4 protein-coding genes are annotated in these 13,741 nt (G+C 74.9%); all 4 read left to right on the top strand.

Annotation, left to right across the window (positions count from 1 at the left end):
* The first annotated feature begins 3 nt into the window (after positions 1-3).
* The 4 genes from ACH4SP_RS34165 (at position 4) to gntD (ending at position 13,651) form a co-directional block, all read left to right on the top strand.
* Positions 4-4,638 carry an amino acid adenylation domain-containing protein gene (locus ACH4SP_RS34165; RefSeq protein WP_398420845.1) on the top strand — a complete coding sequence of 1,545 codons (4,635 nt, stop codon included), beginning with the start codon at positions 4-6 and terminating at the stop codon, positions 4,636-4,638.
* On the top strand, positions 4,635-11,153 hold the full coding sequence (locus ACH4SP_RS34160; RefSeq protein ID WP_398420843.1) for an amino acid adenylation domain-containing protein: 6,519 nt from the start codon (positions 4,635-4,637) through the stop codon (positions 11,151-11,153). The genes ACH4SP_RS34165 and ACH4SP_RS34160 overlap by 4 nt, the downstream gene beginning before the upstream one ends.
* 261 nt (positions 11,154-11,414) lie before the next feature.
* A complete protein-coding gene (vioD, locus tag ACH4SP_RS34155; protein WP_398420841.1) occupies positions 11,415-12,524 on the top strand; it encodes a capreomycidine synthase in 1,110 nt (369 codons plus the stop codon).
* A gap of 95 nt (positions 12,525-12,619) precedes the next feature.
* Positions 12,620-13,651, top strand: a complete 1,032-nt coding sequence (gene gntD / locus ACH4SP_RS34150; RefSeq protein ID WP_398420839.1) for a guanitoxin biosynthesis L-enduracididine beta-hydroxylase GntD — start codon at positions 12,620-12,622, stop codon at positions 13,649-13,651.
* Positions 13,652-13,741: the final 90 nt, after the last annotated feature.

Genomic DNA, 13,741 nt, shown 5'->3' with positions numbered 1-13,741 from the left:
CCTATGAGCCAGTCACCCCAGCGCTCCGCGCTCTCCTCCGACAAGCGCCGCCTGCTCGCCAAGCTGCTCCAGCAGCAGGGCCTCGCCACCGGCACCGCCGACCTGATCGCCCGCCGCCCCGAAGGGGCCGTGCTGCCGCTGTCCTTCGCCCAGCAGCGCCTCTGGTTCGTCGAGCAGTTCGCAGGTCCGAGCCCGCTCTACACCATCGCCTGCACCGTCCGGCTGACCGGACGGCTGGACACCGCCGCGCTCGAAGGAGCACTGGGCCGGGTGGTGGCCCGGCACGAGGCGCTGCGCACCACCTTCCGCGTCGAGGAAGGCCGCCCCGAGCAGGTCGTCCACGCCCCGGCCCCCGTCGTACTGCCGCTCACCGACCTGTCCGCCCTGGCCGACGACGCCCGCCGGGCCGCGCTCGCCGAACTGACCGAACAGGAGAGCCGCCGCCCCTTCGACCTCGCCGCGGGACCCCTGCTGCGCGGCAGCCTGGTCAGGCTCGCCGACGACGAGCACCTGCTGCTGCTCGCCATCCACCACATCGTGGCGGACGGCTGGTCCCTGGACGTCCTGGTGCGCGAACTGGCCCACCACTACCGCAGTGACGCAGCCGCACTGCCCGAACTGCCCGTCCAGTACGCCGACTTCGCGCTCTGGCAGCACGAGCGGGTGTCCGGCGACGCACTGGACGCCCAACTCGCGCACTGGCGGGAGCGGCTGGCGGGCGCACCCAGCACCGTGGACCTGCCCACCGACCGGCCGCGCACCGCCCGGCAGAGCTTCGCGGGCGCCAGCTTCCCGTGGCAGCTCGACGGCGACCTCGCCACCCGGCTGACCGCGCTGGCCCGCGAGCACGACGCCACCCTGTACATGGCCCTGCTGGCCGGCTTCACGGCCGTGGCGCACCGCTGGAGCGGCCAGGAGGACCTGGTGGTCGGCTCGCCGGTCGCCAACCGCAACCACCCGCAGACCGAAGGCCTGATCGGCTTCTTCGTCAACATGCTGCCGCTGCGCGCCGACCTCTCCGGCAACCCCACCTTCCGGGAACTGATGGGCCGGGTACGGGAGTCCGCGCTCGCCGCGTACGCCCACCAGGACGTGCCGTTCGAGCGGATCGTCGAGGAGGTCCGCCCGGACCGGGACGCGGGCGGCCGCACCCCCTTCGCCAACCTGCTGCTGGTCCTCCAGAACACCCCCGAGACGCGGATCGAGCTGCCGGGGCTGCGGATGGACGTGGCCGCCGTGGACACCGGCACCGCCAAGTTCGACCTGCACCTCCAGGTCACCGAGACACCGCAGGGCCTGACCGGCCTGGCCGACTACAGCACCGAGCTGTACGAGGAGCGCACCGTACGCCGCTTCATCGACCAGTGGCTGCGCCTGCTGGCCGCCGCGGCCGCCGACCCGGACACCCGGCTGGACGCGCTGCCGCTGCTGAGCGGCGCCGAGCGCAGCGCCGAACTGGCGGCGGGCGCCGCGGCCCGGCACACCGAGGAGGCGGGCGCGGCAACCCGGCCCGCCACGGCGGCGGGCGCGCGCAGCCTCCCTGCGGCCTTCGCCGAACAGGTCCGGCTGCGGCCCGACGCGATCGCGGTCGGCTGCGGTGCGCAGCGCCTCACGTACGCCGAACTGGACCGCCGCTCCGACGCGCTGGCCCGGCGGCTGCGCGAGCTGGGGGTCGGCCCCGAGAGCCGGGTGGCGATCTGCGTCGAGCCGTCGGTGCGGCTGGTCGCCGGGATCCTGGGCATCCTGAAGAGCGGCGGCGCGTACGTTCCGCTCGACCCGCGCCATCCGGCCGAGCGGCTGGCCTTCACCCTCGCCGACTCCGGCGCGGTGGCGCTGGTCGCCGACCCGGAACACGCCGTGCTCGCCGACGGGATCGCGGTCCTGGACGTCGACCAGCCGCTGTCCGACCGTCCGTTGGAACCCGCGCCCCTGGGCCCCGACCACCTCGCGTACGTCATCTACACCTCCGGCACCACCGGCCGCCCCAAGGGTGCGCTCCTCACCCACGCCAACGTGCTGCGGCTGTTCGACGCGGCCGCGGCGGACGTGTCCTTCGGCCCGGACGACGTCTGGTCGCTCTACCACTCGGCCGCCTTCGACTTCTCGGTCTGGGAGATCTGGGGTGCGCTGCTGCACGGCGGCCGGATCGCCGTGGTGCCGCAGGACGCCCGGCGCACCCCGGCCGCCTGCCACGCGCTGGTACGGGACGAGGGCGTCACGGTGCTCAGCCAGACGCCGACCGCCTTCCGCCAGTTCGCCGACGCCGACGCCGAGGTGCAGGGAGGCCCGTCGCTCGCGCTGCGGCACGTGGTGTTCGGCGGCGAGGCACTGGAGCCGGGCACGCTGCGCGACTGGGCCGCCCGGCACCCCGAAGGACCGCGGCTGGTGAACATGTACGGCATCACCGAGACCACCGTCCACGTCACCGCGCACACCCTCGCCCCCGCCGACCTGACCGGCTCCGGCAGCGTGATCGGCCGCCCGCTCGCCGACCTGGCCGTGCACCTGCTGGACCGGCGCGGCGAACCGGTGCCGCCCGGCGTCCCCGGCGAACTGTGCGTCGGCGGCCCCGGCCTGGCCCGCGGCTACCTGGGCCGCCCCGGCCTGACCGCCGAACGCTTCGTCCCCTCCCCGCTCGGCGACGGCGCCCGGCTGTACCGCAGCGGCGACCTGGCCAGGCGGCTGCCCGACGGCACGCTGGAGTACCTGGGCCGCATCGACCAGCAGGTCAAGGTCCGCGGCCACCGGGTCGAGATCGGCGAGATCGAGGCGGAGCTGGGCGCGCACCCGGGCATCCGGCACGCGGCCGTGCTGCCCCGCGAGACCCCGGACGGCGGCACGGGACTCGTCGCCTACCTGGTCCCCGGCCAGGAGGCCGGACAGCGGGCGCCGGACGCGGGACGCACGGCCGACACCCAGCAGGTCGACCGGTGGAAGACCGTCTTCGACACCGCCTACGACCAGTACGAGCAGGTCGGCGGCACCGACCCCACCTTCAACATCCGCGGCTGGACCAGCAGTTACACCGGTGAGCCGATCCCGGCCGAAGAGATGCGGCGCTGGGTCGACGACACCGTCGCCCTGGTCCGCCGTACCGGACCGCGCAAGGTCCTGGAGATCGGCAGCGGCACGGGACTGCTCCTCTTCCGGCTGGCCGGCGCGTGCGAGCAGTACACGGGCCTCGACCTGTCGGAGACCGCCGTCGCCCACGTACGCAGCCACCTCCCGGCCGACTGGGCGCACGTACGGCTGCTGCGCAGGGCGGGGCACGAGGTGGACGACCTGGCGGCCGAGGAATTCGACACCGTGATCGTCAACTCGGTGGCGCAGTACCTGCCGAGCGCCGGCTACCTGGTCGAGGTGCTCACCAAGGCCGCCGCCGTGCTCGCCCCCGGCGGCCGGATCGTGGTCGGCGACGTACGCCACCTGGCCCTCCTCGACGCCTTCCAGGTCTCGGTGCTCCGGCCGGGCCTGCCCGAGGGGTCCGACGACGCCGAACTGGCCCGCCAGGTCCGCCTCGCCGTACGGCAGGAGGACGAACTGCTCCTCGACCCGCGCTTCTTCCAGGCGCTGCGCCGGGAGATCCCCCGGATCGGCCGCGTCGAGGTGCTGCTCAAGCCGGGCCGGGACGCCAACGAGATGACCCGGTACCGCTACGACGTGGTCCTGCACCTGGACACGGCACCGGCCACCCCCACGACAGCGGTACGCACCGTGCCGTGGAGCGGCGGTGACCCGCGGGCCCTGCTGGACGGCTCCCCCCTCGTGATCACCGGCATCCCCAACGCCCGGGTGGACGCCGACGCCCGCACCGCCGCCCGGCTCGCCGCCACGGTTCCGGGCACGGTCCCGGCCGAAGGCACCACCGGGGGCCAGGACGTCCGGGCCGCCGAGGACCTCGCAGCCCTCACCGCCCTCGACCCGCAGAAGCTGCGCGAGCTGGCCGAATCCCTCGGCCTGACCGTCGAGCTGAGCTGGGCGGACGGCGACCCGCTCGGCCGCTTCGACGCCGCCTTCCGCCCGGCGGGCACCGACCCGGCGCAGGCCCCGGCGCCCGCCGGGGACAGTACGGACCTGCCCTGGCCGCACTGGGCCAACGACCCGCACCAGGGCCGCGCCGCCCGCGGCCTGGTGCCCAGGCTCCGCACCCACCTGCGGGAGCGGCTGCCGGACTACATGGTCCCGGAGGCCTTCGTCACGCTGGACGCGCTCCCGCTGACCGCCAACGGCAAGCTCGACCGGGCCGCACTGCCCGCACCGGACTGGTCCACGGGCTCCACCGCACTGCTCGCCCCGCGCGACGACACCGAGCGGGCGCTCGCCGAGATCTGGAGCACCGTCCTGGGCGTGGCCAGGATCGGCCTGGCCGACGACTTCTTCGACCTGGGCGGCCACTCCCTGCTCGCCGTCCAGGTGACCGCCGCCGTGCGCGAGGCGCTGGGCCGCGAACTGACGGTACGGGCGCTGTTCGAGGCACCGGTCCTGGGCGAGTACGCCGAGACGGTGCGCAGCGCCCCGGCCGCCGAGGCGCCCGCCGCAGCGGCGGGACCGGAGCGCGAGGCCGTACCGGCCGCCGACGCCGGGTTCGACGACCTGTCGGCCGACGACCTGGCCGCACTGATGGGCGGGGACCTGTGAGCACCGCCGAGAGCACCCCGGACGCCGCCCCCGTACCCGTCGACGTCCCCACCCCGACCCCCACCCCCGTGAAGGAGCACCCCGTGGCCACCCCTCCCCGTACCGCAGAGGTGCTGCCGACCTCCGCCGCCCAGCGCCGGTTCTGGCTGGTCGACCGCCTGGAGGGCCCCAGCGGCGTCTACAACACCGCCGCCGCGCTGCGGCTGCGCGGACCGCTGGCCACCGAGCACCTGCACCGGGCGTTCCAGCTCCTCGTCGACCGGCACGAGGCCCTGCGCACCGTCTTCCCGGCCCGCGACGGCGCCCCGGTCCAACTGGTGCTGCCGCGCCGCGTCTTCGACCTCGGCCTTACCGAGGCCCCCGACGCGGGCGAGGACGAGATCCGCGCCCTGGCCGGAGAACTCGCCGAGCAGCCGTTCGACCTGACCAAGGGCCCGCTGATGCGGGCCGAACTGATCGCGCTCGGCCCGCAGGAGCACCTGCTCGTCGTGGTCCTGCACCACATCGTGGTGGACCGCTGGTCCTTCGGCCTGATGATGTCCGAACTCTCCGAGTGCTACGCCGCCCTCGTGGCACAGCGGCCGGTACGGCTGCCCGAGCTGACGGTGCGCTACGCCGACCACGTGGCCGGCCGGCAGGCCCTGCTGGACGGCGGCCTCGGCGACCGGCTGCTCGACTACTGGCGCGGCCAACTCGACGGCGCGCCCGAGGCGTTGGAGCTGCCCGGCGACCGGCCGAGGCCGCCGGTGCGCACCTTCCGCGGTGCGAGCGTGCCGGTGCGGCTGGACGCGGCCGCCTCGCAGGCGGTGCGCGACCTGTGCAAGGCGGCGGGGGCCACCCCGTTCATGGTGCTCCTCGCCGCCTTCCAGGCGGTGCTGGGACGGCACGCGGGCACCGGGGACGTGGTGGTGGCGACCGGGCCCGCCACCCGGGCCCCGGGCACCGAACTGCTGGTCGGCTCCCTGGTCAACACGGTCCTGCTGCGGACCTCGCTGGCCGGCGACCCCACCTTCACCGAGCTGGTGGAGAGGGTACGGGGGACCGCGCTGGACGCCTTCGACCACCAGGAACTGCCCTTCGACCGGCTGGTCGAGGAGCTGGCACCCAGCCGCGACCTGTCGCGCAACCCCCTCTCCCAGGTCGGCTTCGTACTCCAGAACGCGCCCGCCACCACCCCCGCGCTGACCGGCCTGGCCGTCGAGCCCGTGCCCGTGGCCCGGGACAGCGCACACCTGGACCTCGATCTCCAACTGGCCGAGGAGGACGGCTGCTTCACCGGGTTCGCGGAGTTCGCCCTCGACCTGTTCGACGCCCCGACCGTGGCCCGGCTGCTCGGCCACTGGACCACCCTGCTCGGCGCGGCCGTCCGCGCACCCGGCACCCGGCTGTCCGCGCTGCCCCTGCTCACCGCGGCCGAGCTGGAGCAGGAGCTGCACGGCTGGAACGACACCGACGGCGAGTTCCCCGCCGGACTGCGGGTGGACCAGCTGTTCGCCCGCCGGGCGGCCCGCACCCCCGACGCCCCCGCCGTGACCGACGCGGCCGGGACCCTCGACTACCGGACCCTGGACGCCTGGGCCGCCCGGATCGCCCACCGGCTGCGCCTGGCGGGCGTCGGGCCCGACGTACCGGTCGCGCTCTGCCTGGAGCGCGGGGCCGGACTCAGCGCCGCCATGCTGGGCACGCTGCGCGCGGGCGGCGCCTTCCTCGGCCTCGACCCGTCCTATCCGGCCGACCGGCTGGCCTTCATGCTCGCCGACGCGGACCCGGCCGTGGTCCTGGCCCACCGGTCCACCGCGGGTGCGCTCCCGCCCGGCACCGAGGTCCTGCTGCTGGAGGACATCCCCGACGACGGGCCCGAGTTCGGCCGTACGGACGGGGAAGGCGCCGCGCCCGCGGGCGGGCCGACGACGGCGGGCGAGGCCAACCTGGCCTACCTGGTGTACACCTCCGGCTCCACCGGCCGCCCCAAGGGCGTCGCCGTGTCCCACCGCGCCATCGTCAACACCTTCACCGGACTGGCCCGTTCGCACGGCTTCGGCCCCGGCGACCGGATGATCGCCGTGCACTCGCCGAGCTTCGACCCGGCCGTGCACGACTGCCTCGCCCCGCTGGTGGCCGGAGCCACCGTCGTCTTCCCCGCCCAGGACACGGTCCGCGACCCGCGGCACTGGGCCGAGCTGATCGCGCACCACCGGGTGACCGTGTGGTCGATGGGGCCGGCCGGAACCGAAGCGATGCTGGCCGCCGCCGAGGAGCACGGCCTGCCCCTGGACAGCCTCCGTACCGCCATGATCGGCGGCGACGTCCTGCCGCCCGCGCTGCCGCGGCGGCTGCGCGCCGCCGCCCCCGGCTGCCGCGTGGTCAACTCGGCCGGCGTGGCCGAGGCCGCCTTCTGCAACAACGAGCACCTGGTGCCCGAGGACGCAGGGGACGGCCCGGTGCCGTACGGACGCCCGCTGCTCAACCAACGCCTGCTGGTCCTCGACGAGTTGCTGCGTCCGGTACCCGCGGGGGTCCCCGGCGAGCTGTGCGTGGCGGGCGAGGGCCTGGCCCGCGGCTACCTGGGCCGCCCGGGACTGACCGCCGAGCGCTTCGTACCGCACCCGTTCGGCCGGGTGCCGGGCGAGCGCCTCTACCGCACCGGCGACCTGGCCCGCCGCCGCGCCGACGGCGAACTGGAACTGCTCGGCCGGGCCGACAACCAGGTCAAGATCCGCGGCTTCCGGGTCGAGCCGGGTGAGGTGACCGCAGTCCTGCTCGGACACCCGGCAGTGGCCGAAGCGGTCGTGGTGACGCGCGGGACCACCCCGGGGGACCGGCGTCTGGCCGCCTACTGGGTGCCTGCCTCCCGCCCGGACGCCTCCCGCCCGGACGGCGCCCCCGCCCCCGTCTCCGGTGCCGAGCTGGCCGCCTGGCTGCGCGAACGCCTCCCCGGCCACCTGGTCCCCGCGCTGTGGACCGAGCTGGCCGCCCTGCCCCTCTCGCCCAACGGCAAGGTGGACCGGGCCGCGCTGCCCGCGCCGGCCACGGCGGACGACGCCGCCGACCGAGTCGCGCCCCGTACCCCCGACGAGGCCGCCGTCGCCGCGATCTGGCAGCGTCTCCTCGACCGGCCCGAGGTCGGCGTGCTCGACGACTTCTTCGCCGTCGGCGGCCACTCGCTGCTCGCCAACCAGCTGGTCAGCGCGGTGCGCGCGGAGTTCGGCGTGGAGGTGCGGCTGCGCGAGGTGTTCGCCGCGACCACGGTGGCCGCGCAGGCCGCACTCGTCGGACGGCTGCGCTCCGCCGAAGCCCCTGCGGCCGCCGACCCGCTGCCGCCCGTCACCCCCGCGGACCGCTCCCGCCCCCTGCCGCTCTCCTTCGCCCAGCAGCGGATGTGGCTCTTCGACCGCTTCGCCCCCGGCAACCCGGCCTACCACGTGCCCACCGCGGTACGCATCGGCGGCGACCTGGACCCGGTGGCGCTGGCCGCCGCCCTGCGCGCGCTGATGGCCCGGCACGAGGTGCTGCGCACGGTGGCGTACGAGACGGATGACGCCCCGGCGCAGCGCGTCCTGCCGGTCGAAGAAGCCCCGCTGACGATCCGTCAACTCGCTACCGGGGAAAGGGCCGAGGACCTGGCCGACGCGTTCGTCACCCGTCCGTTCGACCTGGCGGCCGAGGCGCCGCTGCGCGCCCTGCTGCTGCGCACGGGACCCGCCGAGCACCTGCTGGTCCTGGTGATCCACCACATCGCGCTCGACGGCTGGTCGATGGGTGTCCTGGTCGAGGACCTCGCCGCGCTCTACGACGGCCACGACCTGCCCCCGCTGCCCGTGCAGTACGCCGACTACGCCGTGTGGCAGGCCGACCGGGCCGCCGAGGGCCGTTGGACCGAGCAGCTGGAGCACTGGCGCGGGCGGCTGGCCGGACCGCTGCCGGTACTCGAACTGCCCACCGACCGGCCCCGCCCCGCCACCCCGAGCCTGGCCGGGGCGGTCCACGAGTTCACCCTGTCCGAGGAGCTGACGCAGCGGCTGCGCGCCCTCGGCGCCCAGCACGGCGCCACCCTGTTCATGGTGCTGCTCGCCGGTTACCAGACACTGCTGGGACGGCTCTCCGGCGCCCAGGAGGTCATCGTCGGCACCCCCGTCGCGGGCCGCGGACGGCCCGAACTGGACGGCCTGGTCGGCTGCTTCGTCAACAGCCTCGCACTGCGCGGCGACCTCTCGGGCGACCCCGCCTTCGCCGAGCTGCTTGAGCGCACCCGGGACCGCGCGCTCACCGACTTCGAATGCCAGGACGTGCCCTTCGAGCAGGTGCTGGACGCCGTCGGAGCCGAGCGCGACCCCGCCCGGCACCCGGTGTTCCAGACCATGCTGACCCTGCAGAACGCCCGCCCGCCCCGGGCCGGATTCGAGGGTCTCGACGTCGATCCTGTGGACGCGCAGACCGGCTCCTGCCTGATGGACCTGATGTTCACCGCCACCGAGCGGGACGGCCGGCTGGCCTTCACGGTCGAGTACGCGACGGACCTCTTCGACGCGGAGAGCGTCGGCCGCCTGGCACACCGCTTCGGCGTGCTGCTGGAGGCCGCCGCCGACGCACCGCGCACCGCGCTGTCCCGGCTCCCGCTGCTGGACGCCGCGGAGCGCCGTACGGTACTCACCGACTGGAACGCCACCGCCAGCCCCCTCCCGGCCGGCGGCCTGCACGACCTGGTGGCGGCGGCCGCCGCCCGTACCCCCGGCGCCCCGGCGCTGGAGCACGAGGGCCGTACGACGAGCTACGCCGAACTGGAGGCCGCCGCCGAGCGGTGCGCCACCCGCCTGCGGGCCCTCGGCGTCGGCGGGCAGAGCGTGGTCGCAGTGCACGCGGCCCCCACGCCCCAGCTGGTCACCGCCCTGCTCGGGGTGCTGAAGGCGGGCGCGGCGTTCACCACGCTCGACCCGGCGCTGCCCGAGCAGCGGCTGCGCCTGCTGCTCGAACTTTCCGGCGCACAGCTGGTGCTCACCGACGGCAGTCCGTCCGGCGGACTCCTGGACGCGGTCCCGGTGGCCCCGATCGAGGATTCGGCCGACGCCGCGGTAGCGCCCGCAGGGAGGACGGCCCCGACCGCACCGTCTGCGCTGGCGTGCGTCTTCTTCACCTCCGGCACCACCGGTGCCCCCAAGGGCTCGATGTTCACCCACCAGGGTCTGGTCAACTTCACCCTCGCGATGGCCGGGGAATTCCGCCTGGCCCCCGGCGACCGCTTCCTGCAACTGGCCTCCACCGGCTTCGACGTACTGCTGGAAGAGCTGTTCCCGGCCCTGGCCGCAGGCGCCACCGTGGTGCTGCCCGGCGCCCGGCTGCTGGCCGAAGGCATCGACCTGACCGGCTACCTGGCCGAGCACCGGATCACAGGCCTGGAGCTGACCACGGCCTACTGGCACGACTGGGCCGCCGAACTGGAGCGCACCGGCGCCGCGCTCCCCGCGGACCTCCGGTTCGTCGCGATGGGCGGCGAACGGGTGCGCCGCGACCGGCTGGCCGCCTGGCAGCGGCTCGGGGTCCCGCTGGTCCACGTGTACGGGCTGACCGAGGTGACCTGCACCTCGACCACCCTGCGGGTCGAAACCGAACCGGTGACCGGCGACGGCCTGCCGATCGGCCACCCGCTGGCCAACACCACCGTCTACCTGCTGGACGCGGCCGGAGCACCCGTACCGATCGGTTCCCCGGGCGAACTCCACCTGGGCGGTGCCGGTCTGGCCCGCGGCTATCTGGGCCGCCCGGGACTGACCGCCGAACGCTTCGTCCCCGACCCGTTCGGCGAGCCGGGCGCCCGGCTCTACCGCACCGGCGACCTGGCGCGCCACCGGGCCGACGGGGCCGTGGAGTTCATCGGCCGCGCGGACCAGCAGGTGAAGATCCGCGGTCACCGGATCGAGCCGGGCGAGGTGGAGGCGCAGCTCGCCGCACTGCCCGGGGTCGGCGCCGCCGCGGTGATCGTCCGCGAGGACGAGCCGGGGGAGAAGCGGCTGGTCGGATACGCGGTGGCCGCCCCCGGCACCGAGCCCGACGTCTTCGAGCTGCGCGCCGCGCTGCGCGAGCGGCTGCCCGCCTACCTGGTGCCTTCCTCGATCGTGCTGCTGCCCGCGCTGCCGCTGAACGGCAACGGCAAGCTCGACCGCGGCGCCCTGCCCCGGCCGGGCCGGGCCGAGCTGACCGGTGGCGCGGCGGTGGCGCCCCGTACCCCGGCAGAAGCAGAAATCGCGCAACTGGCGGGGGAGTTGCTCGGCCTGCCGTCCGTCGGTGTCCACGACAACCTCTTCGACCTGGGCCTGCACTCGCTGCTGGCCGCCCGGTTCGCCGCCAGGGTGCGCGAGAGCTGCCAGGTCGACGTCCCCCTGCGGGTGTTCTACGAGGCGCCCACCGTGGCCGAACTGGCCCTGCGGGTGGTGCAGCTCCAGGCCGAGGCGACCGACCAGGACGAGCTGCTGCAACTGCTCGCCGAACTGGAGGCGGAGGAAGGCCCCGTCACGACCTGAGCCCGGTCGGCCGGGGCCCGGTGCGTCTGAGCCCGGTGCGTCTGAGCCCGGTCGGCCGGAGTCCGGTCGGCCGGAGACCGGCGCGGCTTGAACCCCGACCGGCCCGCCCCACAGGCCTGTTTCACCCGCCCCACCTGAGCCCGAAGCGGCCCGAACCCGGGCCCGGCCCCCGACCCGGCCGGGCCCGCCCCACCCGCCCGTGCCGTCCCCTCGCCCACCCCGAACCCCGAACCCCGGCCCCCCGGCCACTGGAGGAACCCCATGACCATCGCCCCGGCCCTGCTGGAGGACTGGCTCCGCGAGCGGTACTTCACCACCACGTACGACATCAGCAGCAGCGGCGTCGAGAACTACACCGTCGACCAGGTCCTCGCCCTGGCCGGCACCAGCGCGGCCTCGCTCGGCGACGTCATGTTCCGCGACAGCCACTCGCTGGGCGGCGAGCCGCTGCGCGCCGCGCTCGCCGAGCGGTACAACACCGACCCCGGTTCGGTGATTGCCACCCAGGGCTCAAGCGAGGCGATCTACCTGGTCATGCACGCCCTGCTGAAGCCCGGCGACGAGGTCGTGGTGCAGGCGCCCGCCTACCACGCGCTGGTCGAGGTCGCCGTCTCGCTGGGCTGCCGGATCGTGCCCTGGGCGATGCGCACCGAGCACGGCGTGGTCACCAACGAGGACGAACTGCTGGAGCTGATCGGCCAGGACACCGCCATGGTGGTGGTCAACTTCCCGCACAACCCGACCGGCGCCACGGTGACCGAGGACCAGCAGACCGCGATCGTCGACACCTGCGCCCGGTACGGCACCTGGCTCGCCTGGGACAACGCCTTCCAGCACCTGGTGTACGACCGCACGCCGCTGCCCGACCCGACGGCCCGCTACCCCCGGGCGATCTCCTTCGGCACCCTGTCGAAGGCGTACGGGCTGCCGGGGCTGCGGGTCGGCTGGGCGCTCGCTGCGCCCGAGGTCCTGGCCGGCTGCGTGCGCCGCCGCGACTACACCAGCCTGGCCCTCTCCCCGCTCGTCGAAGCGGTGGCCACGCACGCCGTCCGGCACGCCGACGCACTGCTGCGCCCCCGGCTCGCCCAGGCCACCGCCAACCGCGCCGTACTGGCCGACTGGCTGGCCGCACACGGCGACCGGGTCTCGGCCGACCTGCCCGCCGGCGGGGTCACCGCCTTCCCCGAGCTGACCACGGTGGCGGACGTGACCGCGTTCGCCGACCGGCTCGACCGCGAGCACGGCGTGCTGGTCGTGCCGGGCGTCTGCTTCGGCACCCCGCGGCACATCCGGCTCGGCTTCGGCGGCGCCGCCGATGAGCTGACCGCCGGACTCGACCGGCTTGCCGCGCTGCTTCCCGACCCCAGCTGACCCCTTCCGCGACCCGCGACCAGCGACCCGCGCCCGCGTACTCGCGACCCGCAGTACCACGCCCCGCAGACCCGATGACCGAGGTGATCCACCCCATGCACACCCTCACCCTTGACCCCGCCGACGCCGACGAGATCGCCGTCCTGCTCGACGAACTGGCCGCGCGCCACGACAGCGTGGAGGACCAGGCCCTCCAGGACGAACTGACCCTGCAGTCGCACCGGTTGCCCCTCGCGCTGCGCCGATTCCTCACCGATTTCCGGCTGCACGAACCGGCGGGCGCCTGCGTGGTCTCCGGATACCGCGTCGACCAGGACCGCATCGGCGCCACCCCGGCGCACTGGCAGGACCGCCCCGGCGTCTCCCCGGCGCTGCGCGAGGAGATCTTCCTGCTGCTGTGCGGGGCGCTGCTCGGCGAGCCGGTCGCCTGGGCCACCCAGCAGGACGGCTACCTGGTGCACGACGTCCTGCCGGTCAAGGGCCACGAGGACGAGCAGATCGGCACCGGCAGCAACCAGACCATCTTCTGGCACGTCGAGGACGCCTTCCACCCCTACCGGGGCGACTACGTGGGCCTGCTCTGCCTGCGCAACCCGGACCGGGTGCCCACCACCTTCGTCGGCGTGCAGGACCTGGAGATCTCCGCCGACGACCGACGGGTGCTGGCCGAGCCGCGCTTCTACATGCTGCCCGACAACTCGCACCTCCAGATGCTCGACACCGGCCCCGGCCGCCCCCTGGAGGGCGGTACGCGCCTGCTGGACGCGGCGTACGAGCGCCTGAAGCGGATGCGCGACGCCGCCGCACCCGTGCCGGTGCTGTTCGGCTCGGCGACCGATCCGTACCTGTGCCTGGACCCGTACTTCATGGACCTGGACCGGCTGGACCCGCAGGCCGCAGAAGCCCTCCAACGGCTCTCGGACGAGATCGACCGCCGCCTGGGCGGCGCCGCACTGGCCACCGGCGAGATCGTCTTCGTCGACAACTACCGGGCCGTGCACGGCCGTAGCTCCTTCGCGGCGCGCTTCGACGGCACCGACCGCTGGCTCAAGCGGGTCAACGTCACCCGCGACCTGCGCAGGTCCCGGGACGCACGGGCCACCGCCTCCTCCCGCGTCCTGTTCTGACCGGGGGCCCGCGGCCCCTTCCGACCGGGGGCCCGCAGCCCCCGTCCTGACCGGGGGCCCGCAGTCCCCGTCCACCGCCGACACCGGCGA

The organism is Streptomyces sp. NPDC021093 (assembly GCF_044333135.1).
In the GTDB taxonomy this organism is placed as follows: Bacteria; Actinomycetota; Actinomycetes; order Streptomycetales; family Streptomycetaceae; genus Streptomyces.
The sequence above is the reverse complement of the archived record's forward strand: the minus strand, read 5'-3'. Positions and strand labels throughout refer to the sequence as shown.